Source organism: Klebsiella sp. D5A, from assembly GCF_001620885.1.
In the GTDB taxonomy this organism is placed as follows: Bacteria; Pseudomonadota; Gammaproteobacteria; order Enterobacterales; family Enterobacteriaceae; genus Klebsiella; species Klebsiella variicola.
Map to the genome: position 1 here is coordinate 33,641 of NZ_LOAR01000021.1, position 25,798 is coordinate 59,438.

Here is a 25,798-nt window from a genome sequence, read left to right on the forward strand (position 1 = left end):
TCATTTAATCTTGGGTTAATCCGTTATTTTACCTTTTTCCACGCGGAACATCTTCGAATTTTTGTCCGACATGTCCATAACGTGTTCAGCGCTGATCGCGCTGACGAAAACCTGCGACTGCGTCGCTTTCAGGCGGCTGGATAACAGACCGCGGCGGGCATCATCAAGTTCCGAGGCAAAATCATCTATCAGGTACAGGCAGCGCCGCCCGCTGACGCGGGTGAGGAACTCACCTTGCGCCAGACGCAGGGCGCACATCAGCAGTTTAAGCTGCCCGCGCGACAAGGTATCTTCCACCGGCGCCCCGTCGGCGCGAATACGGAAATCCGCTTTATGCGGGCCGTGGGCGGTGTAGGTTAACATTCTGTCGCGCTCGAAATTCCGCTCCAGCACCTCCGCGTAGTCGGTCTCTTTTTCCCAACCGCGCTGGAAAGAGAAGGTGAGCGTGAATTCCGGTAAAAATTGCTGACAAGTATCCGCCATGTCTTCGACGATAGCGGCGCTGTATTCGGCACGCCAGCGGCTGATTTGTTCCGCCAGCGGAATGAGTTCCAGATCCCACGGTCGCAGCTGAGCATAGCGGCTGACCTGACGCAGCGCGGCGTTGCGCTGCTTGACCAGGCGCTTCAGGTTGCTCCAGGCGGTGAAGAATCCGGCTTCGTTATGAAAACATCCCCAATCGAGGAATGCTCTTCTGTATTTGGGGCCGCCGTTGAGTAAAGTAAACCCCTCCGGCGTAATCAGCTGCATCGGCATCAGGTGCGCCAGCTCCGCCACTTTGTGGCCGTCGGTGCCGTCGATGCGCACCTTGCTGTCACCCTGTTTGTCTTTGGTCAGGCCGATGGCGGTTTCCCGCTCTTCGCCCTGCAGGCGGCCGTGCAGGACAAAAGCCTCCTGCTCGTGGCGGATCACCCGGCCAATTTGCAAACTACGAAACGCCCGGCCATGACCGAGCGTATAGATAGCTTCCAGCACGCTGGTTTTGCCGCTACCGTTCGCGCCAACCAGGAAGTTAAAGCCGGGAGATAAAGCGAGATCCGCGCTTTCAATATTGCGGAAGTCTTTGATGAGCAAGCGCGTCAGTGACATATCAGCGTTCTTTGGGCCAGGGCGTTATCGGCGCAGCCAGTTTCAACGCGGACTGCGCGCAGACCCTGGAGCGTACACAAAGTACGTGACAGGGGCGAGCACAGCCCAGGTTGAAAATGGCAAGTAAGATAGCCCGATATTTTCCACTACAATCTCATAGGCATGACGACATAGGCTGCGGATTGCGAAGCCGCATCCTCAATCTGCACGCTCGACACCGAATCCGTCAGCAGAATGCGCACATTCTCGCATTTCAGCGCATTGAGCACATCCAGCACGTAGCTAACGTTGAAGCCAATCTCCATCTCCGTTCCGGCGTAGGTCACGTCAAGGATCTCTTCCGCCTCTTCCTGCTCCGGGTTGTTAGCGGTGATTTTCAGCTGATTTTCGCTGACGTACAGCCGCACGCCGCGGAATTTCTCGTTCGAGAGGATTGCCGCGCGGGCGAAGGCCTGCTTGAGAATGTCACAGCCAGCATCGAGATGTTTATCCGGATTTTTCGGCAATACGCGGCGATAATCCGGGAAACGGCCATCAACCAGCTTCGACGTAAAGATAAAATCGCCCACATGAGCGCGGATATTGTTGCTGCCAATCTGCACGCGCAGCGGGGTATCGCCGCCGTCGAGCATCCGCATCAACTCAATCACCCCTTTACGCGGCACGATCACCGAATGGTTCGGCAGCGACGCTTCCAGCGGCATCGAACAGACCGCCAGGCGGTGACCATCGGTGGCCACCGTGCGCAGTTCGCTGCCTTCGGTTTCAAACAGCATGCCGTTTAAGTAGTAACGAACATCCTGGTGCGCCATCGAGAACTGAGTGGCTTCGATCAGACGCTTCATGGTCGCCTGCGGCAGGGTAAATTCCACTTCGCTCTGCCAGTCATCCAGATTCGGGAAATCGGCAGCAGGCAGCGTCGACAGCGAGAAGCGGCTGCGGCCGGAACGCACCAGCATCCGATCGCCTTCCAGCTGAACCGCGATCTCCGCGCCTTCCGGCAGGCCGCGGCAGATATCAAAGAATTTACGCGCCGGAACGGTCGTTGCGCCCGCTTCGTGCGACTGAACCAGCGCCACGCGCGCCACCATCTCCATTTCAAGATCGGTACCGGTCAGCGACAGTGCGCCGTCCGCGACCTGAAGCAGCAGGTTACCGAGAATGGGCAGCGTCGGGCGACCACCTAACGGACCGCTCACCTGTTGCAGCGGTTTTAATAAATGTTCACGTTCTACGGTAAATTTCATAGCGTCACGAGGATAATGTTCTGATTAAATTGGAAAAATCTTCTTTAATGTCGTGGCTTTCTTCACGCAACTGCTCAATCTTACGGCAGGCGTGCAGCACGGTGGTATGGTCGCGGCCGCCAAACGCATCGCCGATTTCCGGCAGGCTGTGGTTGGTCAGCTCTTTGGCCAGCGCCATCGCCATCTGGCGAGGACGCGCCACCGAACGGGAGCGGCGCTTGGACAGCAGATCCGCTACCTTAATCTTGTAGTACTCCGCCACCGTCTTTTGAATATTGTCGATGGTGACCAGTTTTTCCTGCAGCGCCAACAGATCGCGCAGCGCTTCGCGCACGAAATCGATGGTGATCGCCCGGCCGGTGAAGTTGGCGTTGGCGATAACGCGGTTCAGCGCCCCCTCCAGCTCACGCACGTTTGAGCGCAGTCGCTTGGCAATGAAGAACGCCACTTCGCCCGGCAGGCGAATGTCGTTTTCATCGGCTTTTTTCATCAGGATCGCGACGCGGGTTTCCAGCTCCGGCGGCTCGATCGCCACCGTCAGACCCCAGCCGAAGCGGGATTTCAGACGATCTTCTACGCCGTTGATCTCTTTTGGATAACGATCCGACGTCAGGATGATCTGCTGATTACCTTCCAGCAGGGCATTGAAGGTGTGGAAAAACTCTTCCTGGGATCGCTCTTTATTAGCAAAGAACTGAATGTCATCGATCAGCAGGGCGTCAACGGATCGGTAGTAGCGTTTAAACTCTTCGATGGCGTTGTTTTGCAGCGCTTTGACCATGTCCTGGACGAAACGCTCGGAGTGCATATAGACCACTTTGGCGTTCGGCTTACGCGCCACAATGCCGTTACCCACCGCGTGCAACAGGTGGGTTTTCCCCAGACCGGTGCCGCCATAAAGGAACAGCGGGTTGTAGGCCCCGCCCGGGTTATCCGCCACCTGACGCGCCGCCGCGCGGGCCAGCTGGTTAGATTTACCTTCGACGAAGTTATCAAACGTGTGTTTCACGTTAACGTTAGAGCGGTAGGTCGGCTCCGCTGGCGCCGGGACATTATCCCAGCCTGGGCGCACGATCGTCGGCGCCACACGCGCGGTCTGCACCTGCGCCGCCGGAATGGCCGCCGCAGCCGGGCTTACCGCTCCTTTCTGCAGCGAGCTGGCTGGCTTAGCACCCACCTCAAAACGCAGCTGCGGGGCATCAGCACCGCAAAAGTCATTGAGGAGTCCATTGATATTATTGAGGTATTTGTCCCTTACCCAGTCGAGCACAAAACGGTTTGGCGCATACAGTGCCAGCGTGTTATCGCTCAGTTCCGCCTGCAATGGGCGGATCCACATGCTGAATTCTGTGGCTGGTAACTCATCCTGCAATCGGGCAAGACACTGCTGCCAAAGCGAAAGTGACACGGCGGACTCCACTCGAACATAAAATCGATATCAAAGAAAAACAGAAACAATCATGATTGTTGGCACACGTCGACAAGACCCTGCATTAGCCGAAAAGCCCCTGCACAAAAGGGGTGACGTGCGAACCGCTATCTGCGGTTATTACCCGTTGCGGATCCGTGGATCGCGATCGGGACCGGGGATCATAGCCTAAACTGAGAAAGAGATCTTGTGTTTCTCAACAGATTCTTCCCGATTTATCCACAGGAAGGATCGAAACCGGGTAAGTGTAATCGATCCTGGGGAGAGTGAAGCACGATTTCCGCCGCATATTGGAAAAATTAATGAGCTATGCTGGTTTTGGGCGGAAACGATCTAACAAAGATCCTTCAGGATCCTTGCGCTTTACTGGCCAGGCCGTATAATCCCCCACCCGGCGCGTAATGCCCGTTTTCGTCACGCGTCTCAGCTTATTTTTTGTGCGACGAGGTGCGAGAAATAAGGAAAGAGAATTGACTCCGGAGTGTACAATTATTACAATCCGGCCTCTTTAATCACCCACGCTGAGGCGTAAGTCGTTCGAAGTTCGTTCGGGTCTACGCAAAAGTCAGTGAATTTATTCAAGTTTAGGTAGAAATCGCCATGAAACGCACTTTTCAACCGTCTGTACTGAAGCGCAACCGTTCTCACGGCTTCCGTGCTCGTATGGCTACTAAAAATGGTCGTCAGGTTCTGGCACGTCGTCGTGCTAAAGGCCGCGCTCGTCTGACCGTTTCCAAGTAATAAAGCTAACCCTGCGTGGTTAAGCTCGCATTTCCCAGGGAGTTACGCTTGTTAACTCCCAGTCATTTCACTTTCGTCTTCCAGCAGCCACAACGGGCTGGCACGCCGCAAATCACCATCCTCGGCCGCCTGAATTCGCTGGGGCATCCCCGCATCGGTCTCACCGTCGCCAAGAAAAACGTGAAACGCGCACATGAACGCAATCGGATTAAACGTCTGACGCGTGAAAGTTTTCGTTTGCGTCAACATGAACTCCCGCCAATGGATTTCGTGGTGGTGGCGAAAAGAGGGGTTGCCGACCTCGATAACCGTGCTCTCTCGGAAGCGTTGGAAAAATTATGGCGCCGCCATTGTCGCCTGGCTCGCGGGTCCTGATCGGCCTGATTAGAGTTTATCAGCGCCTGATTAGTCCGCTACTCGGGCCGCATTGTCGTTTCACCCCAACCTGTTCTCAATACGGAATTGAGGCCTTACGCAGGTTTGGTGTGATAAAAGGCAGTTGGTTGACAATGAAACGCGTATTAAAATGCCACCCTTTACACCCTGGTGGTGACGATCCCGTCCCGCCTGGACCATTTGATACCAGAGAACACTAACGATGGATTCGCAACGCAATCTTCTTATCATCGCTTTGTTGTTCGTGTCTTTCATGATCTGGCAAGCCTGGGAGCAGGACAAAAATCCGCAGCCCCAGCAGCAGACCACGCAGACTACGACCACAGCAGCGGGTAGCGCCGCCGACCAGGGCGTACCGGCCAGTGGCCAGGGGAAACTGATTACGGTTAAAACCGACGTGCTTGAACTGACTATCAACACCAACGGTGGCGATATTGAGCAGGCGCTGCTTCTGGCGTATCCAAAAACGCTGAAGTCGACCGAACCGTTCCAGTTACTGGAAACCACGCCGCAGTTTGTCTACCAGGCGCAGAGCGGCTTAACCGGCCGTGACGGTCCGGATAACCCGGCGAATGGCCCGCGTCCGCTGTACAGCGTCGATAAAGAGGCGTTTGTGCTGGCAGATGGCCAGGATGAAATCGTCATTCCGCTGACCTACACCGACAAAGCCGGCAACGTCTTCACCAAAACCTTCACCCTGAAACGTGGCGGCTATGCGGTGAACGTGGGTTATAGCGTGCAGAACGCCAGCGAGAAGCCTCTGGAAGTCTCGACCTTCGGTCAGTTGAAGCAGACCGCGGCGCTGCCGACCAGTCGCGATACGCAGACCGGCGGCCTGTCCACGATGCATACTTTCCGTGGCGCAGCGTTCTCGACTTCAGATACGAAATACGAAAAATATAAATTCGATACCATTCTGGACAACGAAAACCTGAACGTCAGCACCAAGAACGGTTGGGTTGCCATGCTGCAGCAGTACTTCACCACCGCGTGGGTGCCGCAGAATAATGGAACGAATAACTTCTACACCGCTAACCTCGGCAACGGCATTGTGGCTATTGGCTACAAATCGCAGCCGGTACTGGTGCAGCCAGGTCAAACCGACAAACTGCAGAGCGTGCTGTGGGTCGGCCCGGCTATTCAGGACAAAATGGCTGCCGTTGCGCCGCACCTGGATCTGACCGTCGACTACGGCTGGCTGTGGTTCATCTCCCAACCGCTGTTTAAGCTGCTGAAATTCATCCACAGCTTCCTCGGCAACTGGGGCTTCTCGATCATCGTTATCACCTTTATCGTTCGTGGCATCATGTACCCGCTGACCAAAGCGCAGTACACCTCCATGGCGAAGATGCGTATGCTGCAGCCGAAGATTCAGGCCATGCGTGAGCGTCTGGGCGACGATAAACAACGTCAAAGCCAGGAAATGATGGCGCTGTATAAAGCGGAAAAAGTGAACCCACTGGGTGGCTGCTTCCCGCTGATTATTCAGATGCCGATCTTCCTTGCGCTGTACTACATGCTGAGCGCCTCGGTTGAACTGCGTCATGCGCCGTTTATCCTGTGGATCCACGACCTGTCTGCACAAGACCCATACTACATCCTGCCGATCATCATGGGCGCGACCATGTTCTTCATCCAGAAGATGTCGCCAACCACCGTGACCGACCCGATGCAGCAGAAGATCATGACCTTTATGCCGGTCATCTTCACGGTGTTCTTCCTGTGGTTCCCGTCTGGCCTGGTGGTGTACTACATCGTCAGCAACCTGGTCACCATTATTCAGCAGCAGCTGATTTACCGTGGTCTGGAGAAACGTGGCCTGCATAGCCGCGAGAAGAAGAAATCCTGATACTCTTCATTCTTCAAGCCAACGCATCTGCGACTTGGATAATTTAGAGTAGTTACGGTAACGTTAATGCCAGAGAAGGCGGTCAATGGACCGCCTTTTTTACATCTACATAGAGAGTCACCATGAGCCATAACGACACTATCGTCGCCCAGGCAACCCCTCCGGGACGCGGTGGGGTGGGCATCCTGCGTATCTCCGGCCTTAAGGCGCGCGATGTCGCGCAGGCGGTACTCGGCAAGCTGCCGAAGCCGCGCTATGCCGACTACCTGCCGTTCAACGACGTTGACGGTACGCCGCTGGATCAGGGAATTGCGCTGTGGTTCCCCGGGCCGAACTCCTTTACCGGGGAGGATGTGCTTGAGCTGCAGGGCCACGGCGGCCCGGTCATTCTCGATCTGCTGCTCAAACGTATTCTGACGTTGCCCGGCGTACGCATCGCCAGGCCGGGCGAGTTTTCCGAGCGCGCGTTCCTCAACGACAAGCTCGACCTGGCGCAGGCAGAAGCCATCGCCGACCTCATCGACGCCAGTTCAGAACAGGCGGCGCGCTCGGCGCTGAATTCGCTGCAGGGGGCGTTCTCCGCGCGGGTGAATCATCTTGTGGAAGCGCTCACTCACCTGCGCATCTATGTGGAAGCGGCTATTGACTTCCCGGATGAAGAAATCGATTTCCTCTCAGACGGCAAAATTGAAGCCCAGCTGAACGGCGTGATGGCCGACCTCGACGCCGTCCGCGCGGAAGCTCGCCAGGGCAGTCTGCTGCGCGAAGGGATGAAAGTGGTGATCGCCGGGCGACCAAATGCCGGTAAATCGAGCCTGCTCAACGCCCTGGCGGGCCGCGAAGCGGCGATCGTCACCGACATTGCGGGCACCACCCGCGACGTGCTGCGCGAGCATATCCATATCGACGGCATGCCGCTGCATATCATCGATACCGCGGGCCTGCGCGACGCCAGTGACGAAGTGGAGCGTATCGGCATCGAGCGCGCCTGGCAGGAGATTGAGCAGGCGGATCGGGTGCTGTTTATGGTCGACGGCACCACCACCAGCGCCGTTGATCCGGCGGAGATCTGGCCAGACTTTATCGAGCGCCTGCCCGCTAAACTGCCGATTACCGTGGTGCGTAATAAAGCCGACGTCACTGGCGAAGCGCTGGGTCTCAGCGAAGTCAATGGCCACTCACTGATCCGCCTGTCGGCGCGAACCGGCGAAGGCGTGGAGGTGCTGCGGAACCACCTTAAGCAGAGCATGGGCTTCGATACCAGCATGGAAGGCGGCTTCCTCGCCCGCCGCCGTCACCTGCAGGCGCTGGAAGAGGCGGCGAACCATCTGCAGCAGGGCAAAGCCCAGCTGCTGGGCGCCTGGGCCGGGGAGCTACTGGCGGAAGAGCTGCGCCTCGCGCAGCAGGCGCTGAGCGAGATCACCGGGGAGTTCACCTCCGACGACCTGCTGGGCCGCATCTTCTCCAGCTTCTGTATCGGCAAATAACGTTTAGTCCGTAAACGTTCACTCACCCGCATTAACGCCGCGTTAATGCGGGTTTTTTCTTGCCCTTTGCGGCGCAACGTTCTCTACTTTTATCTCCCCTTTTACCACGAGACTAAAGCATGACCGTTGAATATACCGTGATCGAGAAGGTGCCCTCCGCCGAAGCGTTTTGCCACCTGCGGGTGGCGGCAGGCATGTCGCCGCGCCCCCTGGAAGGCGCCAGAGCCGGGCTGCCGCATAGCTGTTACGGCGTACATATCCTCTGGCAGGAGACGCCGATCGCGATGGGACGTATCGTCGGCGACGGCGCGATTAATTTCGATATTGTCGACGTCGCCGTCGATCCGGCTCATCAGGGAAAAGGCCTAGGCCGGCTGGTGATGGAGAAGCTGATCGCCTGGCTGGACGCTAACGCCTTTGACGGGGCCTACGTTACGCTGGTGGCGGATGTGCCGGAGCTGTATGCGAAGTTCGGCTTTGAAAGCGTTCGGCCGGAAAGCGAAGGGATGGCCCGCGTCTGGCGAACCCGGAGTCGTTAACTCGCGTTTCCTGCCAGGAAAAGAGTGTTGTCCAAATGGCAACTCGTCTTGTGGCGCGTTCCTCACTATGCTGAACGCCATTCACATCGCGAGGATCCCATGACACGCTTTCTTCTCTGCAGTTTCGCCCTGGTTCTGCTCTATCCCTCCGGCATCGATATGTATCTGGTCGGCCTGCCGCGTATTGCTCAGGACCTGGGGGCCAGCGAGGCACAATTACATATCGCCTTTTCAGTCTATCTGGCCGGTATGGCCTCCGCGATGCTGTTTGCTGGTCGCATCGCCGACCGGTCAGGACGTAAGCCTGTCGCCATTGTGGGCGCGGTGATCTTTGTTGTCGCCTCCCTGCTCTGCGCCCAGGCGCACGCCAGCAGCCACTTCCTCGTCGGACGCTTTATCCAGGGGATCGGCGCCGGCAGCTGCTACGTGGTGGCTTTCGCTATCCTGCGCGATACGCTGGACGATCGCCGCCGCGCCAAGGTGCTGTCGTTGCTCAACGGCATTACCTGCATTATCCCCGTCCTGGCGCCGGTGCTTGGCCACCTGATTATGCTGAAATATCCGTGGCAGAGCCTGTTCTACACCATGACCGGCATGGGCGTCATGGTCGGTTTGCTGTCGGTCTTTATCCTGCGCGAGACGCGCCCGACGGCACACCCGCAGACTGCGACACCGCAGCATGGCGGCAGTGAGTCGCTGCTGAACCGCTTTTTTCTCAGCCGCATTCTCATTACCACCCTCAGCGTGACGGCGATCCTGACCTACGTGAACGTCTCTCCGGTTCTGATGATGGAAGAGATGGGGTTCGACCGGGGAACTTACTCAATGGCGATGGCCCTGATGGCGATGATCAGCATGGCGGTCTCCTTCTCGACGCCGTTCGCCCTGTCGCTGTTTACCCCCCGCACCTTAATGCTGACCTCGCAGGTACTGTTCCTGGCGGCAGGCCTGGCACTGAGCCTCGCCACCCGCCAGACCCTCACCCTGATCGGGTTGGGCATGATTTGCGCCGGCTTCTCCGTCGGATTCGGCGTCGCAATGAGCCAGGCGCTGGGGCCGTTCACGCTGCGCGCGGGCGTCGCCAGTTCGGTCCTCGGCATCGCGCAGGTGTGCGGTTCATCGCTGTGGATTTGGCTCGCCGCCATCATCGGACTCAGCGCAATGAATATGCTGATCGGGATACTCATTGCCTGTAGCATAGTGAGCCTTGTTTTGTTACTGGTCGTCACCCCGCCGCGGGTTGCGCAATACGATGAAGAAGCCGCTGTCGAGTCTTGATCTTAATTTACTCCTCTGCCTGCAGCTCCTGACCCAGGAGCTCAGCGTTACCCGTACGGCGAAGCGGATGAACGTTTCGCCGTCAGCGGTGAGCAAGTCGCTGGCCAAACTGCGCGCCTGGTTTGACGACCCGCTGTTTGTGAAAACCCCGCTGGGTCTGGCGCCTACGCCGCTGGTCAGCAGCATGGAGCAGGATCTGGCGGACTGGATGCAGATGGGCAACCAGATCCTCGATAAACCACACCACACCATGCCCAGCGGCCTCAAATTCGAGCTGGCGGCGGAAACGCCGCTGCTGATGATCCTGTTTAATACCCTCTCCCAGCGCATCTATCAGCGCTATCCGCAGGCATTGATTCGTTTGCGCAACTGGGACTACGACTCGCTGGACGCCATCATTCGCGGCGAGGTGGATATCGGCTTCTGCGGGCGTGAAAGCCATCCACAGTCGCGGGAGCTGCTGAGCCTGCTGCCGTGGTATATCGATTTTGAGGTACTGTTCACCGACCTGCCGCAGGTCTGGCTGCGCGCCGATCATCCAGCGCTCAGGGAAGAGTGGGATCTGGCGGCATTCTTACGCTATCCGCATATCACTATCTGCTGGGAACAACGCGATACCTGGGCGCTGGACGATGTGCTGCAGGAGCTGGGGTATAAGCGTAACGTGGCGCTGACCGTGCCAGGGTTTGAACAATCGCTTTTTATGGCCGCTCAACCGCAACACACCATGCTGGCTACCGCGCCGCGCTACTGCCAGCACTATAATCAGCAGCACCAGCTGCCGCTAGTCTCCCGGCCGCTACCGCTGGAGGCGCAGCATCTGGAAAAGCTGCGCGTTCCCTTCACCCTGCTATGGCATAAGCGCAACAGCTACAACCCGAAGCTCGTCTGGCTTAGAGATACGCTGAAAGCACTCTATTCCGGTACGCTGTAAGCCTTGTTTCGTGTCTATCGCCCCTTATTTGCGCAAGAATTTGTAAAATTCAAACAAATTCCCTTTTCAAGGGGGGATTTCGGCATTAAAACCTGTTAATACCAGGCGATAATAGCGCCCGCAATTTTATCCAGACCATTACTCACGGAGCGACGTATGGCAACGCATTTTGCAAGAGGGATACTTAGTACCGGGGAGCCGCTATCGACACGTTTGTCAGCGGCCTGTCATCAATCCGCACGCCTACTCCCTGAATACCGTCAGGCTCGCTTTCGCGCTTCGCGTTCGCTACTCGCCGAACTGCTGTTTATGCTTTACGGTATCAGCGAGCTGCCTGAAATTATCAATGAAGCCAATGGCCGACCGGTTTTTAGCGATCGTCATCTTCCTCGCTTCTCTATCTCTTATACTGGCAATATTGTTGGCGTCGCGCTGACCACCGAGGGGGATTGTGGCCTCGACATGGAACTGCAGCGCACGGTGCGTGGTCACGACGCCGACCGGCACAATTTCAGTAACAATGAAAATCTGTGGATTAACATTCAGCATGACCCGGATGAAGCGCGTAGCCAGCTGGTGGCCCTGCGGCGAAGCGTGTTGAAACTGACCGGCGAAGCATCAACGCAGCTGCTGCCGGGTTCTGGCCGCCTGCGCACCGCCGGTAGCCAGCCGATCGAAGCCGTCTGTGATGCCGAATCGCTGCTGGTGTGGTCGATTGCCGCCAGCCCAAATATCGGCTCGCTGAAGGTCTGGGAATATGATGCTAAGGGGGGCGAATGGCGCAGCCTGCCGGATGCTCAGCAGCGCGCACGCGAACCGTCGGCCCGTCTGATGCGTTTTACCAGCTTACCGATGGAAAAAACCTTATCCCTCAATTGACCGGTTTTGCCGGCATCATGATACAAAGGAGCAATCATGTCAGATACCTTAAAAGTGGTTACGTTACTCGGCAGCCTGCGCAAAGGGTCGTTTAATGGAATGGTCGCGCGCACCCTGCCCGGCATCGCGCCAGCGGGCATGGATATCTCCGCGCTGCCGTCGATCGGTGATATCCCGCTGTACGATGCTGATATGCAGGAGGAAGAGGGGTTCCCACAGCGCGTGCAGGATATTGCGCAACAGATCCGCGAAGCGGATGGCGTGGTGATCGTCACTCCCGAGTATAACTATTCCGTGCCTGGCGGCCTGAAAAACGCCATCGACTGGCTGTCACGCCTGCCCGAGCAGCCGCTGTCCGGCAAACCGGTACTGATTCAGACCAGCTCAATGGGCGCCATCGGCGGTGCGCGCTGCCAGTATCATTTGCGCCAGATTCTGGTCTTCCTTGATGCGATGGTAATGAATAAACCGGAATTTATGGGCGGCGTCATCCAGAACAAAGTGGATCCGCAGTCGGGTGAAGTAGTCGATCAGAGCACCCTCGACCATCTGCGTGGCCAGCTGACCGCCTTTGGCGACTATATTCGGCGGGTTAAAGCATAAAAAAAGCCCGGCAGCGATGCCGGGCTTTTTCATCATGCGTGCGGATTAATGTGCATCGATAAAGACAATTTTCAGCACGAACAGCAGCGAGACGATAATCACGCACGGGCTGAGCTCGCGCAGACGGCCGGTACCGATCTTCATCACGCAGTAAGAGATAAAGCCTAAGGCGATACCTTCGGTGATTGAGAAGCTAAACGGCATCATCACCGCGGTGATAAACGCCGGTACCGCTTCCGTCAGGTCATCCCACTTCACGCGCGCCAGGCTTGAGGTCATCAGTACGCCAACGTAAATCAGCGCGCCGGCGGCGGCATAGGCCGGAACCATCCCTGCCAACGGTGACAGGAAGATAACCAGCAGGAACAGGATCCCAACGACAACGGCGGTCAGGCCGGTGCGTCCGCCCACGGAAACGCCGGAGGAGGATTCGATATAGGCGGTCACCGAAGAGGTACCAATAAAGGAACCGGCAACGGACGAGACGCTGTCGACAAACAGCGCTTGCTTCATGCGCGGGAATTTACCCTGTGCATCAGCCAGACCCGCTTTATCGGTGACGCCAATCAGCGTCCCGGAGGAGTCAAACAGGTTGACCAGCATAAACGAGAAGATCACGCCGGCCAGGCCCAGGTTCAGGGAGCCAGCCAGATCGACATGACCAATCACCGACGTCACGCTCGGCGGCGCGGAGACGATGCCGGTGTAGTGCACATCGCCCAGCATCCAGCCCAGTAGGGTGGTGACCACAATAGACACCAGGACCGCGGCATGAATGTTACGTGATGCCAGAATCGCGATGATAAAGAAGCCCAGTATGCCCAGCAGCACACTGTGGGAGGTCAGATGACCAATGCTGACCAGCGTTTCCGGATTAGCGACGATAACCCCGGCATTTTTCAGACCCATCATGCCGATAAACAGGCCGATACCGCTGGTGATACCGACGCGCAGGCTCACCGGAATATTGGCGATCATCCAGTAGCGTACACGGAAAATCGTCAGCAGCAGCAGGCCGACGGCGCCCCAGAAAATCGCGCCCATGCCTACCTGCCACGGCAGGCCCATCGCCTGCACCACCACAAAGGCGAAGAAGGCGTTCAGACCCATCGCCGGCGCAAGAGCCACCGGCAGGTTCGCGAACAGGCCCATCAGGATACTGCCGAACGCAGCAATCAGACAGGTAGTCACAAACACGGCGCTGGTATCCATGCCCGCTACGCCAAGAATTTGTGGGTTAACAAAAACGATATACACCATCGTCAGGAACGTGGTGAAACCGGCGATCGCTTCCGTACGCACTGTGGTGCCGTGCTCGCGCAGCTTAAATACGCGCTCCAGCAGACCCTGGCCAGAAGACTGGCTGGTTTGTTGTTGACTCATTATCGGTTTCCGAACGTAAAGGAGGGAAAATTCGAGGCTATCCTATACCAAAACAGGGCACCCGGCGCAGTTGTATGGTAATTTTTTTCATTTATTTTGCTTATACGGCAACGATTGCGTCGCGGCATTGGGCATGACGAAAACGTTAAACTTGTTAATACGGAAAGACTATGACTCAACCAGAAGCAGTATTTTTTGACTGTGACGGCACACTGGTCGACAGTGAGGTGATTTGCTCCCGCGCCTACGTTCACATGTTCCAGGAATTCGGCATTACGCTGGACCTTGCCGAGATTTTTAAGCGCTTCAAAGGGGTGAAGCTGTACGAAATTATCGACACCATCAACGCTGAGCATGGCGTTAACCTGCAAAAAGCGACGCTGGAGCCAATTTACCGTGCGGAGGTCGCTCGCCTGTTTGATAGCGAACTGGAGGTGATTGCCGGAGCCCAGGCGCTGCTGGATGCGGTAAGCGTCCCGATGTGCGTGGTTTCCAATGGCCCGGTCAGTAAAATGCAGCACTCTCTTGGCCGCACCGGCCTGCTGCACCATTTCGCTGACCGCTTGTACAGCGGCTATGATATTCAGCGCTGGAAGCCTGACCCGGCGCTGATGTTTCATGCGGCAGAGGCCATGCAGGTAAAAGCCGAAAACTGTATCCTGGTGGATGACTCCAGCGCCGGTGCTCAGTCGGGGATTGCCGCCGGCATGGAGGTGTTTTATTTCTGCGCCGATCCGCATAACCAGCCGATCGATCATCCCAAAGTGACGACCTTTACCGATCTGGCAGAGCTGCCGGCATTGTGGCAAGCGCGCGGCTGGGATATCACGCGTTAAGGGCCTGGTGAGCGGCACGTTGGCATCGATGTAGCCCCGCTAAGCGTCTGTGCAAGCGGGGAATAGAATCAGCGACTGGTTATGGCTGCAATTCAGTGACTGCCGCTTTATCGGCAATAATCACCAGTGAAGGGTGTAATTTGAGCACCGACGCCGGCACCTGCTCGCTGACCGGGCCTTCAACCACCTGCTTAAGGGCTTGCGCCTTCGCCGCGCCGCTCACGATCAACAGCAGATTTTTTGCCGCCATCACGCTTCTCGGCCCCATGGTGACATAGCTATCGGGCACGACGGAAAAATCCCCGCCCATCTCGCCGTTAGCGACAATACCAATCATTTCCCCATGAATCGGCACTTCGACCTTCTGATCATGAAAGCGGGTGGTATTCGGCAGGTTGCCGCAAAAATGGCCGTCAGCCCCCAGCCCCAGCACCATCAGATCAAGGCCGCCAGCCTCTTCCAGCTGGCGATCGTGCTGAGCGGCGTTGTCCAGCGTCAGCTTGTGAATGTTCTCTTCTTTGATCTGCGCCGGGGTAAAAAACAGCTGGCGCAGATTAGATATCGTGACGCCTTCTCGCGACTGGCCGCGAAAGGGGATCTCATCGAAGTTGTAATAGTGCACCCGATCATAGAATGCTTTGCCTTTCACGGCGGCGGTTAGATGCTCATACATCCGCTTTGGCGTACTGCCGGCCGTCACGGCGAGATTCACCCGCCGCGGTGCCGTGATATAGCCCAGAACATGATGGCTGGCGACCAGGCTCATCTCTTCATAATCTTCGGTCACAATCATTTTCATCTTGTCGTCCTTCACAAGCACAAAACGGGGGCTGAAGGCCCCCCTAACGGTTATTTAAACAGTTTCTGCACAAACTCGGCGTAGGCCGGGCGCCAGACGTCCATTTCATGGTTCAGGCCAGGATACGAGTGATAGTCGAAGTTGATCTTCTGTTTTTCCAGCTCGCGTTTCAGACCCGCGATATCGTTGCCGGTGACGGAATCTTTTTCCCCGACGACCACGGTAAAGTTGCGCAGCTGCTTATTGATCGCGTCAGGCTGCTTCAGCTGCGCTTCCACGCCGGCATTCGGCACTGTCGTGGTCGTGACGCCGCTAAAGGTGGCGAGCCAGCCAAAGCTATCCAGATGGTTCATTCCGGAAACCAGCGCCTGATAACCGCCCTGTGACAGGCCAGCCAGCGCCCGGCCGTCGGCATCTTTACGCACGTTAAACCGGGTATCGATCAGCGGAATGATATCCTGCATCAACTCGTTATCCGCCGCCTGCGCATTGAGCGGATAGAAGTTTTTGCGCCGCTCCTGCGGCGGAAAGTTTTCCGCTATCGCTTCCGGGGTATCGGTTTCGGTATCCGGGACCACCACCAGCATCGGCTTGATTTTGCCCTCCGCCAGCAGGTTATCCATGATCTGCGGGATACGCCCCTGATCGATGGCCGACAGACCGCTGTCGCCAAAGCCATGATAGAAATAGAGCACCGGCAGCGGATCGCCGGTTCCGCTATAGCCCGGCGGCGTCCAGACATAGAGACGACGTTCGGCGTTCAGTGCCTTCGAGTGATAGGTGAGGGTGCGCAGATCGCCATGCGCGACCGCCCGATCGTCGAGAATACTACCAGGTACCAGAATCAAACTGGTATTCACCTGGCGCTGCGGCTTCTGATAGCGGCTGCCGGTATCCACCGAGCGGAAGCCATCCACATCGAAATAGTATTCATAGAGATTGGGTTTCATCGGCTCACTTTTCCATGTCCACACCCCCTGAGCCTCTTTGGTCATGTCGTGTGAGACAAAGGAGTCCGGCGTGGCGCCGGTCACTACCGACACCCGCCGGGCATCAGGAGCAAACAGGCGATAAGTGATACTCTTATCCGCGTTAACCTGGGTAATAAAGTGGCTCACCGGCAGGGTGGGATCCGGCATCGCGGGTAATGGCGCCGCCTGGAGGGTAAATGCCGCGCCCGCCAGCGCCAGTGCGAAATACATTGCATGTCGTTTCATCGTTAGTCCTCTTCCGTTGTGTCCGTTCTGTTATCGTCTTACCACCAGATTTCCGCCTGCGCCCCCACGGCAAACTGATCGTTTTTACCGTCTTCAAAAATGCTGGTGGTATTATTCGCTGCCTTATCCAGGTCGATATCCTTCGCTTTAATATAGGTGGCATAGAAGCGAATTTCCGGGCGCGAGGTCAGCATACTGGTATTGACTTTGAAGGTATGGAACAGCGTGGTCTTGTAGCCGGACTCGTTATATTTCTTGCCGGTAACATCTTTGTTTTGCTGTTTGAAGTATCCCAGCTCAACGCCGGTCTGGTTATATTTATCCCAGATATAAGCCGGTCGCAGGACCGTGCGAATGGATTCAAAATCGGAGTGGGCCCCGGTTTCGTAGCTATAGACATCGTTACCAAAGGAGTAGACGATGGCATTCGCCATAATAACGTCATCGCGTAAATAGGTTTCCCCCTGCGAGGTTAAGCGCACGGCGGTGCCATTGGTATGATCGCCATAATAGCGGCCGTTAAAGGTGGTATAGGGGCTGGATCCGGCATAGCGCGAGAAGCTGCTGGCAATAGAATTATTCGCCAGTAAGAAAGAGAATTCATTAAAGCCGCCGTTTGCCCATTTCTGTGTTAACGAAGTGCCTGCCATCCAGGTATCTTTCCACGGATAATAACCTTCATTGCCCTCTTTATATTTCTCTGAGGAACTTTGATTCGCGGCGACATAGCGTCCGCTGACCATCAGGCTGGCTTTATCCCACAGCGGAATCTCTTTGTAGCGAACGTCCAGAGTATTGGTGTTAATTTGCTGCTTATTGCTCAAAGAACGATCGTAATCATCGACATCTTCGCGGACCAATGCGATATCGAATTTCCCGGCGCCCACCTGCCAGTTTTCCAGCCCCACGCCGGCCGCCGCATCGGTTCTCTGCGTTTTCCAGTCCAGCATCTGGATTTCGATTTTTGGCGCCCCGTGTTTGCCGACCCAGAAATCGGCTTCCGGGGCAAACGGCAGGAACCCTTTGGTGTTAACGTACATATCCGAGAACTGGATGTAGTTTTCGCCGCCGGCATTGTCACCAAACCAGCCTGAGGAGTACTGCTGGCCGACGTTCCCGTCGAGCATCACGATGGCATCAACGCGTTTATCACCTTCCTGAAACACCCGCTGCTTCAGCTGCAGATCGAACCAGCCGGAATATTCATTGCCCAGGCGGCCAAGCGAACCGATCGCCCACGATTTTGGCGAGCCGTGCGAGGCGGTGCCCCAGCCGGAACGGAAGTAGCCGTTATAGCTGAAGCCAATTTCATCTTTCACGAACGTGCTAAAATCTTTCAGCGTCATCGCGCTGTAGGCTGGCGCGCCATCCGTGGCAGGTTGTTGATTTTTAACCAGCACCGCATCCGGTTTAACCGCCGTTTTCGGACCGGCGGCCGCCACCCCTGTCTTACGCTTCTGACCTTCCGCAGGAGGAGACCATGAGGCCCAAATCTGGTCTCTTTTTCTCTCCTGGTCCTGATATTTTTTGAGCTCTTTTTGCGTGTCTTTGAGCGCTTTCTCCAGCAGCTCAAGTCGTTGCTCCACCGTCAACGGGCTTGCTATCAGAGTGGTGGAATAACAAAGAGGCGCCAGCAAGACTATCGCCGAAGCGATCCTGTTTTTTCTCATCATAATATTCCTTTATATAAGCATTGGCGTAAATAAAACACGACAGCAACAACCATCCCGCGCAGGTTCTAATAGCCCTATCCATACCGTTTGAGGTCGCGGCGGCTGTTATTTTTGCAGTTAGACAAAAGCAAAAAAAAACCTGAAGAAGACCATCTGCCTTAACAGATAATCCTCTTCAGGTTTTGCCCGCACATCGCGGTAGCAACCCTCATTCAGCCATTATTGGCCCGCATAAAACAAAAAAACCTGATACCGCCGCCGTAGGGGCAATATCAGGTTTTGCCTGCTGTCGCAGTCACAATCCGTTTAAACCACCCTGAGCGTTTAAGCTCAGGAGTGGGCGTTGATTGTTACGCGATAAAATGAATAACTCAAACGGGCAGATTGTTAATTGTGACGATAATCTCAGCAATCTCGCTGCCACGAGATAAATCATATCTAATTCTGATAAAGCCATTTACCAGAATTAGACAGAATGATTATTACTCTTTCGGATCTTTGCCGGCGAGCAGTTTATCCAGCTCATCGCCGCCAACGTGACGGAAATCCTGACCTTTGACGAAGTAGAAAATATATTCGCAGATATTCTGGCAGCGGTCGCCAATACGCTCGATGGAGCGCGCGCAGAACAGCGCGGTCAGGACGCTGGGGATAGTGCGCGAGTCTTCCATCATGTAGGTCATCAGCTGGCGTACGATGCCTTCATACTCCTGGTCGACTTTTTTATCTTCGCGATAGATACGTACCGCTTCGTCGAGATCCATACGCGCAAACGCATCCAGTACGTCATGCAGCATCTGCACCGTGTGACGGCCCAGCGATTCGAGGCTCACCAGCAGCGGCTGGTGCTGCTGGGAAAACTTCTCCAGCGCGGTGCGGCAGATTTTATCCGCCACGTCGCCGATGCGTTCCAGCTCAGCGATAGTCTTGATGATCGCCATCACCAGGCGCAGGTCGCTGGCGGTCGGCTGGCGCTTGGCGATGATGCGCACGCAGGCCTCGTCGATCGCCACTTCCATCATGTTGACCTGCTTGTCGCCGTCGATGACGCGTTTCGCCAGATCGCTGTCCTGGTTATGCATGGCGGTGATCGCATCAGAAAGCTGTTGCTCCACCAGCCCACCCATGGTCATCACCTGGGTGCGGATATACTCCAGTTCAGCGTTGAACTGGCCGGAAATATGTTTGTTAAGATTTAGGTTGTCCATGGTGTCTCCTGATTGCCCAACTGGTGAGAGCCTGAAAGCACAAGGGCAAATCAACCGTAGCGGCCAGTAATATAATCTTCAGTTTGTTTCTTTGCGGGCTTGGTGAACAGGTCGTCCGTGTTGCTGAACTCAATCAGCTCGCCAAGATACATAAATGCCGTATGGTCGGAGCAACGCGCAGCCTGCTGCATGTTGTGAGTCACGATAACGACGGTGTAGTCCTGTTTCAGCTCGGTGATCAGCTCTTCGATACGCCCGGTGGAGATCGGGTCCAGCGCGGAGCACGGCTCATCAAGCAGCAGCACTTCCGGGCGGATCGCGATACCGCGCGCGATGCACAGACGCTGCTGCTGACCCCCGGAGAGAGAATACCCGCTCTGGTGCAGTTTATCTTTGGTTTCGTTCCATAATGCGGCTTTGGTCAGCGCCCACTGCACGCGCTCGTCCATATCGGCACGGGACAGCTTTTCAAACAGGCGCACGCCGAAGGCGATATTGTCATAAATGGACATCGGGAACGGCGTTGGTTTCTGGAACACCATGCCAACCTTAGCGCGCAGCAGGGCGATATCCTGGGTGTTGGTCAGAATGTTGTCGCCATCCAGCAGGATCTCGCCTTCCGCGCGCTGCTCCGGATACAGTTCGAACATTTTGTTGAACGTGCGCAGCAGGGTGGATTTACCACAGCCTGACGGACCGATAAACGCCGTCACCTGGTTTTTGGTGATATCCAGGTTGATGTTCTTCAGGGCATGGAATTTGCCGTAGTAGAAGTTCAGGTTACGAACTGAAATCTTACCCGGAGCTGTATTCACCATACTCATCTCTATCTCTTCCTCATTCAGCGCAGCATTCGCTGCGCCGCAAAAAATTAACCGTGTTTCTTCTTGGCGAAGATAACGCGCGCCAGGATGTTCAGCAGCAAGACGCACAGGGTGATAATCAATACCCCGGCCCATGCCAGTTGCTGCCACTCCGCAAACGGACTCATGGCAAATTTGAAAATGGTCACCGGCAGGTTAGCAATCGGCTGCATCATGTCGGTGCTCCAGAACTGGTTGGACAGCGCAGTGAACAGCAGCGGCGCCGTTTCCCCGGCGATACGGGCGATAGCCAGCAGGATCCCGGTCATAATCCCTGAGACGGACGCTTTCAGGGTGATCGCCGAGATCATCTTCCACTTCGGCGTCCCCAGCGCATAGGCCGCTTCACGCAGGCTATCCGGCACCAGCTTCAGCATGTTTTCGGTGGTACGAATAACGATAGGCACCTGCAGCAGCGCCAGCGCGATAACGCCCGCCCAGCCCGAGAAGTGCTGCATCTGCGCCACCACGATGGTGTAGACAAACAGGCCGACCACGATAGACGGCGCGGAAAGCAGAATATCGTTGATAAAACGGATGATTTCCGCCAGCACCGATTTGCGGCCATACTCCGCCAGATAAATTCCGGCAAGGATACCCAGCGGCGTACCAAAGACGGTTGCCCACAGGATCAGCAGGCCGCTGCCGGCGAGGGCGTTAGCCAGGCCACCGCCCGCCGTATTCGGCGGCGGCGTCATTTCGGTGAAGAGCGCCAGACTCATGCCATCGAAACCGCGGGTTATCGTCGCCATCAGGATCCAGATAAGCCAGAACAAACCAAACGCCATGGTCGCCATCGACAGCGCCAGAGCGATACGGTTCTTCATACGACGTTTGGCCTGCATCTTGCGACGGGACTCCGCCAGCTCGGTAGAGGTTTGCAATTCAATGGTCGCCATTAGCGTGCCCCCTCATTCTTCGCGAGGCGCATAATCATGAACTTAGACGCGGCCAGAACGATAAAGGTGATAACGAACAGGATCAGGCCCAGCTCCATCAGCGCCGCCACGTGCAGGCCGGTTTCCGCTTCGGCGAACTCATTAGCCAGCGCGGAGGTAATACTATTCCCTGGCATATACAACGAGATGCTGTCGAGCTGGTAGGTGTTGCCGATAATAAAAGTTACCGCCATGGTTTCACCCAGCGCGCGGCCCAGACCGAGCATCACCCCGCCGATCACCCCATTCTTGGTGAACGGTAAGACAATGCGCCAGATCACCTCCCAGGTGGTGCAGCCGATGCCATAGGCCGACTCTTTCATCATCACCGGCGTCTGTTCGAAAACATCACGCATGACCGCGGCGATATAAGGGATGATCATGATGGCCAGAATGACGCCAGCGGCGAGAATACCGATACCAAACGCCGGGCCGGCAAACAGCGCGCCGACGAACGGGATGGTCGACAGGACGTTACCGACCGGCTCCTGGAAGTAAGTCGCAAACAGCGGGGCGAAAATAAACAGGCCCCACATGCCGTACACGATACTCGGGATTGCCGCCAGCAGCTCAATCGCAATGCCCAGCGGACGCTTGAGCCAGGCGGGGGACAGTTCGGTCAGAAACAGCGCGATGCCAAAGCTCACTGGGACGGCGATCAGCAGCGCGATAAAGGAGGTCACCAGGGTTCCGTAAATCGGTACCAGCGCGCCGAAGATTTCGTTGGGCGCATCCCACTCTTTGGTCCACAAAAAAGCAAAGCCAAACTTTTGAATGCTCGGCCAGGAAGAGATGATCAGGGAAACGATGATGCCGCCCAGCATCAATAGCACAATCAGCGCAGCCAGTTTTACCAGCGCACTGAAAATCATGTCACCCTTTTTCCCCGGAGGGGTAAATGCAGGCTTGGTTGCAGCCATAGATTACTCTTTACGTATTAAAACTTGTTCGAATAAATGCCCGGTGGCGTTCGCTCCCGGGCCTACAGTCTGAACCGTAGGGCGGGCAGCGCCTGAACGCCCCCGCCATCTTCGTCAAAAATCTACTGTTAGTACAGCGCTTTACCGCTGCTGTCTTTGACGTTGGTTTTCCATGCCGCGCGAACCTGCTCTACCACGCTTTCCGGCAGCGTCGCGTAATCCAGCGCATTCGCTTCTTTCCCGCCGTTTTTATACGCCCAGTCGAAGAACTTCAGCACTTCAGCGGTCTGTTCCGGCTTGTTGGTCGCCTTATGCACCAGGATGAAGGTGGTTGAGGTGATCGGCCATGCATTTTCGCCTTTCTGGTTGGTCAGGTCCTGAGCGAAAGACTTGCTCCAGTCAACGCCTTTTGCGGCGTTAGCGAAGTTGTCTTCAGTCGGGCTAACCGGCTTGCCGTCGGCAGAGACCAGCTTGGTATACGCGAGGTTGTTTTGCTTGGCGTAAGCGTATTCAACGTAACCAATCGAGCCCGGCAGACGCTGAACAAAGGCGGCGATACCGTCGTTGCCTTTACCGCCCAGGCCGGTTGGCCAGTTAACGGTAGAGCCGGCGCCGATTTTCGATTTCCACTCTTCATTCACTTTGGACAGGTAGCTGGTGAAGACGAAGGAGGTACCGGAACCATCGGCGCGGCGGACCACGGCGATGTTCTGCGACGGCAGCTTCAGGCCCGGGTTGAGTTTAGCGATCGCTGCGTCATCCCATTTTTTAATTTTACCCAGGTAGATATCACCGAGGGTTTTGCCATCCAGCACCAGTTCGCCGGATTTCACGCCAGGCAGGTTAACCGCCAGTACCACGCCGCCAATCACGGTCGGGAACTGGAACAGACCTTCCTGGGTCAGTTTGTCATCAGCCAGCGGAGCATCAGAAGCACCGAAATCAACGGTGTTGGCAATAATCTGCTTAACGCCACCAGAGGAACCAATACCCTGGTAGTTCACTTTATTGCCGGTTTCTTTCTGATAGGTGTCAGCCCATTTGGCATACACCGGCGCAGGGAAAGTTGCGCCTGCGCCAGTCAGGCTTGCTGCTGCGAAGGCAGAGAAAGCGCTCATCGATAAGGTCGCGGCGACAACTGTTGCGACGGTGGTACGCATAACGTTCATAATGTCTCCTGCTGGGATTCGTAAATCATTGTTTCGAGGCTATGGTGAGCAAAATAGGTCAAAGAGGTGACAGTAAAATGTACGAATTATGACAGTTTTATGACAGGCAGAAAGAAGGGATTTTACAGCAAATAATAAATATATAACTCAGATAGTTATCTGTAATCATGACCGTGCAATGACAGAATAATTTTCTTTTTATGACAGCGAAATCGGACCGCAAAACGTTCGTTTGTCACCTACCGCCAGCCAAAATATTTCGCGCAAGTTCGGTAATAAACAGCAGGTGAAAATAAAAAGGGCCGCCGCCGGCAGCCCTTTGCAAGTAATGATGGTTTTACTCAACCGTTACCGATTTCGCCAGGTTACGCGGCTGGTCAACGTCAGTGCCTTTGATCAGCGCGACGTGATAAGCCAACAGCTGCAGCGGTACCGTATAGAAGATAGGGGCGATCGTCTCTTCGACATGCGGCATCTCGATGATGTGCATGTTGTCGCTACCGTTGAAGCCGGCTTCACCGTCGGCGAAGACATACAGCTCACCGCCGCGGGCACGAACCTCTTCGATGTTGGATTTCAGTTTTTCCAGCAGCTCGTTGTTCGGCGCCACCACAATCACCGGCATTTCCGCATCAATCAGCGCCAGCGGGCCGTGCTTAAGCTCGCCCGCCGCATAGGCTTCCGCGTGAATGTAGGAGATCTCTTTCAGCTTCAGCGCCCCTTCCATGGCGATCGGGTACTGATCGCCGCGGCCAAGGAACAGCGCATGGTGCTTATCAGAGAAACGCTCCGCCAGCTGCTCAATACGCTTGTCCTGGGAGAGCATCTGCTCGATACGGTTCGGCAGGGCCTGAAGGCCGTGCACGATATCATGCTCGATAGACGCATCCTGACCTTTCAGTCGCGCCAGCTTCGCCACCAGCATCAACAGCACGGTTAGCTGAGTGGTAAAGGCTTTGGTCGAGGCCACGCCGATTTCCGTTCCGGCTTTGGTCATCAGCGCCAGATCGGACTCACGCACCAGTGACGAGCCCGGTACGTTGCAGATAGCCAGCGAGCCGAGATAGCCCAGCTCTTTCGACAGACGCAGCGCCGCCAGGGTATCGGCGGTTTCACCCGACTGAGAGAGGGTGATCATCAGGCTATTGCGACGCACCGCGGACTTGCGATAGCGGAATTCCGAGGCGATTTCTACATCGCACGGGACACCAGCTAATGCTTCGAACCAGTAACGGGAGACCATCCCGGAGTTATAGGAAGTCCCGCAGGCAACAATCTGAATATGTTCAACCTGAGCCAGCATTTCATTGGCGTTCGGCCCCAGCTCGCTGAGATCCACTTCGCCATGGCTGATGCGCCCGGTCAGGGTGTTCTTAATCGCGTTCGGCTGCTCGAAAATCTCTTTCTGCATATAGTGGCGGTAAATACCTTTATCGCCAGCGTCATACTGCAGATTGGATTCGATCTCCTGGCGTTTCACTTCCGCGCCAGATTTATCGAAAATCACCACCGAGCGGCGAGTGACTTCGGCAATATCGCCCTCTTCGAGGAAGATAAAGCGGCGGGTCACTGGCAGCAATGCCAGCTGGTCGGAAGCGATAAAGTTTTCGCCCATTCCCAGGCCAATCACCAGTGGGCTACCGGAGCGGGCCGCCAGCAGGGTTCCCGGGTCACGGGTATCCATGATCACCGTACCGTAGGCGCCGCGCAGCTGCGGAATAGCGCGCAGCACGGCTTCACGCAAGGTACCACCTTGTTCCAGCTCCCAGTGCACCAGATGGGCGATAACTTCGGTATCGGTCTCGGTGACGAAGACATAACCACGAGACTGCAGCAGGGCACGCAGCGGCTCATGGTTCTCAATGATCCCGTTATGGACCACCACAATGTGTTCAGAAACATGCGGATGCGCATTGCTCTCGGACGGTTCGCCGTGCGTCGCCCAGCGAGTATGGGCGATCCCGGTACCACCATGTAACGGCTGCTCTTCTACCGCCTGAGCCAGCATCTGAACTTTACCCAGGCGACGCACGCGGGTCATATGACCTTCGCTGTCGACCACCGCCAGACCGGCAGAGTCATACCCACGGTATTCCAGACGACGTAAACCTTCGAGAAGGATTTCAGCAATATCACGCTGCGCGACTGCGCCAACAATTCCACACATAGTTAAATTTCCTGATAATGGCGATATGCCATGCGTTGTCGCTGACCTGTATTTGCCCGTTTTCCGGGCGCCCCGAGCCTTGTAGAGAGTGGGGTTATTGTTATGGTACTGCCTGCGGACGGGGGTCTATATTGACCCTCTCATCCTGGTTCGC

At 56.0% G+C, this 25,798-nt stretch carries 24 protein-coding genes; 11 read left to right on the forward strand and 13 right to left on the reverse strand.

Annotation, left to right across the window (positions count from 1 at the left end; all coding sequences use genetic code 11):
- Positions 1-15: 15 nt before the first annotated feature.
- From recF to dnaA, 3 genes are all read right to left on the reverse strand, one after another.
- Entirely contained in the window at positions 16-1,089 is a 1,074-nt protein-coding gene (gene recF / locus AS136_RS23530; protein ID WP_008806744.1) for a DNA replication/repair protein RecF, read from the reverse strand.
- A 146-nt stretch (positions 1,090-1,235) separates the two neighbouring features.
- Positions 1,236-2,336, reverse strand: a complete 1,101-nt coding sequence (gene dnaN / locus AS136_RS23535; RefSeq protein ID WP_023323417.1) for a DNA polymerase III subunit beta — start codon at positions 2,334-2,336, stop codon at positions 1,236-1,238.
- Between the two features lie 4 nt (positions 2,337-2,340).
- Positions 2,341-3,744 (reverse strand): chromosomal replication initiator protein DnaA, encoded by a 1,404-nt coding sequence (gene dnaA / locus AS136_RS23540; RefSeq protein ID WP_012540254.1) that lies wholly within the window; start codon positions 3,742-3,744, stop codon positions 2,341-2,343.
- Positions 3,745-4,365: 621 nt separating this feature from the next.
- On the opposite strand from dnaA, the gene rpmH reads away from it, so the two are divergent.
- From rpmH to AS136_RS23580, 10 genes are all read left to right on the forward strand, one after another.
- Positions 4,366-4,506, forward strand: coding sequence for a 50S ribosomal protein L34 (gene rpmH / locus AS136_RS27470; RefSeq protein ID WP_000831330.1), 141 nt, complete (start codon positions 4,366-4,368; stop codon positions 4,504-4,506).
- 15 nt (positions 4,507-4,521) lie between these two features.
- Positions 4,522-4,881: a ribonuclease P protein component gene (gene rnpA / locus AS136_RS27475; RefSeq protein WP_004151535.1), complete on the forward strand. Its 360-nt coding sequence runs from the start codon at positions 4,522-4,524 to the stop codon at positions 4,879-4,881.
- Positions 4,845-5,102 (forward strand): membrane protein insertion efficiency factor YidD, encoded by a 258-nt coding sequence (gene yidD, locus AS136_RS27480; RefSeq protein ID WP_004151536.1) that lies wholly within the window; start codon positions 4,845-4,847, stop codon positions 5,100-5,102. The genes rnpA and yidD overlap by 37 nt, the downstream gene beginning before the upstream one ends.
- A 2-nt stretch (positions 5,103-5,104) precedes the next feature.
- On the forward strand, positions 5,105-6,751 hold the full coding sequence (yidC, locus tag AS136_RS23550; protein WP_008806741.1) for a membrane protein insertase YidC: 1,647 nt from the start codon (positions 5,105-5,107) through the stop codon (positions 6,749-6,751).
- Between the two features lie 122 nt (positions 6,752-6,873).
- Entirely contained in the window at positions 6,874-8,238 is a 1,365-nt protein-coding gene (mnmE, locus tag AS136_RS23555) for a tRNA uridine-5-carboxymethylaminomethyl(34) synthesis GTPase MnmE (protein ID WP_008806740.1), read from the forward strand.
- Between the two features lie 119 nt (positions 8,239-8,357).
- Positions 8,358-8,777 carry a GNAT family N-acetyltransferase gene (locus AS136_RS23560; RefSeq protein ID WP_012969248.1) on the forward strand — a complete coding sequence of 140 codons (420 nt, stop codon included), beginning with the start codon at positions 8,358-8,360 and terminating at the stop codon, positions 8,775-8,777.
- Positions 8,778-8,876: 99 nt separating this feature from the next.
- On the forward strand, positions 8,877-10,055 hold the full coding sequence (locus AS136_RS23565; protein ID WP_012543311.1) for an MFS transporter: 1,179 nt from the start codon (positions 8,877-8,879) through the stop codon (positions 10,053-10,055).
- On the forward strand, positions 10,030-10,989 hold the full coding sequence (gene yidZ, locus AS136_RS23570; RefSeq protein WP_004151541.1) for an HTH-type transcriptional regulator YidZ: 960 nt from the start codon (positions 10,030-10,032) through the stop codon (positions 10,987-10,989). Before AS136_RS23565 ends, yidZ begins: the two co-directional genes overlap by 26 nt.
- Before the next feature lie 309 nt (positions 10,990-11,298).
- Positions 11,299-11,868 (forward strand): 4'-phosphopantetheinyl transferase family protein, encoded by a 570-nt coding sequence (locus tag AS136_RS28345; RefSeq protein WP_162493349.1) that lies wholly within the window; start codon positions 11,299-11,301, stop codon positions 11,866-11,868.
- Positions 11,869-11,904: 36 nt separating this feature from the next.
- Positions 11,905-12,471: an NADPH-dependent FMN reductase gene (locus AS136_RS23580; RefSeq protein WP_008806736.1), complete on the forward strand. Its 567-nt coding sequence runs from the start codon at positions 11,905-11,907 to the stop codon at positions 12,469-12,471.
- A gap of 45 nt (positions 12,472-12,516) precedes the next feature.
- On the opposite strand, the gene AS136_RS23585 is transcribed toward AS136_RS23580, so the two are convergent.
- Positions 12,517-13,854, reverse strand: a complete 1,338-nt coding sequence (locus AS136_RS23585; protein WP_008806735.1) for an NCS2 family permease — start codon at positions 13,852-13,854, stop codon at positions 12,517-12,519.
- 170 nt (positions 13,855-14,024) lie between these two features.
- Between AS136_RS23585 and yieH the strand changes: the two genes are divergently transcribed.
- Positions 14,025-14,690 (forward strand): 6-phosphogluconate phosphatase, encoded by a 666-nt coding sequence (yieH, locus tag AS136_RS23590; protein ID WP_008806734.1) that lies wholly within the window; start codon positions 14,025-14,027, stop codon positions 14,688-14,690.
- Between the two features lie 79 nt (positions 14,691-14,769).
- Here the strand turns inward: yieH and AS136_RS23595 are convergent, their stop codons facing one another.
- From AS136_RS23595 to glmS, 9 genes are all read right to left on the reverse strand, one after another.
- Positions 14,770-15,489, reverse strand: a complete 720-nt coding sequence (locus AS136_RS23595; RefSeq protein ID WP_063267048.1) for a glucosamine-6-phosphate deaminase — start codon at positions 15,487-15,489, stop codon at positions 14,770-14,772.
- 50 nt (positions 15,490-15,539) lie between these two features.
- Complete coding sequence (locus tag AS136_RS23600) at positions 15,540-16,706, reverse strand: alpha/beta hydrolase-fold protein (protein WP_012969244.1); 1,167 nt, start codon at positions 16,704-16,706, stop codon at positions 15,540-15,542.
- A gap of 38 nt (positions 16,707-16,744) precedes the next feature.
- Entirely contained in the window at positions 16,745-18,379 is a 1,635-nt protein-coding gene (locus tag AS136_RS23605) for a carbohydrate porin (RefSeq protein WP_008806731.1), read from the reverse strand.
- Between the two features lie 482 nt (positions 18,380-18,861).
- Positions 18,862-19,587 (reverse strand): phosphate signaling complex protein PhoU, encoded by a 726-nt coding sequence (phoU, locus tag AS136_RS23610; protein WP_004145007.1) that lies wholly within the window; start codon positions 19,585-19,587, stop codon positions 18,862-18,864.
- Positions 19,588-19,637: 50 nt separating this feature from the next.
- On the reverse strand, positions 19,638-20,411 hold the full coding sequence (pstB, locus tag AS136_RS23615) for a phosphate ABC transporter ATP-binding protein PstB (protein WP_004145006.1): 774 nt from the start codon (positions 20,409-20,411) through the stop codon (positions 19,638-19,640).
- A 47-nt stretch (positions 20,412-20,458) separates the two neighbouring features.
- Positions 20,459-21,349, reverse strand: a complete 891-nt coding sequence (gene pstA / locus AS136_RS23620) for a phosphate ABC transporter permease PstA (protein WP_008806730.1) — start codon at positions 21,347-21,349, stop codon at positions 20,459-20,461.
- Positions 21,349-22,308 (reverse strand): phosphate ABC transporter permease PstC, encoded by a 960-nt coding sequence (gene pstC / locus AS136_RS23625; RefSeq protein ID WP_004145004.1) that lies wholly within the window; start codon positions 22,306-22,308, stop codon positions 21,349-21,351. Before pstC ends, pstA begins: the two co-directional genes overlap by 1 nt.
- A gap of 128 nt (positions 22,309-22,436) precedes the next feature.
- Positions 22,437-23,477 (reverse strand): phosphate ABC transporter substrate-binding protein PstS, encoded by a 1,041-nt coding sequence (gene pstS, locus AS136_RS23630; RefSeq protein WP_012543307.1) that lies wholly within the window; start codon positions 23,475-23,477, stop codon positions 22,437-22,439.
- 337 nt (positions 23,478-23,814) lie between these two features.
- A complete protein-coding gene (gene glmS / locus AS136_RS23635) occupies positions 23,815-25,644 on the reverse strand; it encodes a glutamine--fructose-6-phosphate transaminase (isomerizing) (protein WP_008806727.1) in 1,830 nt (609 codons plus the stop codon).
- Between the last annotated feature and the right edge of the window lie 154 nt (positions 25,645-25,798).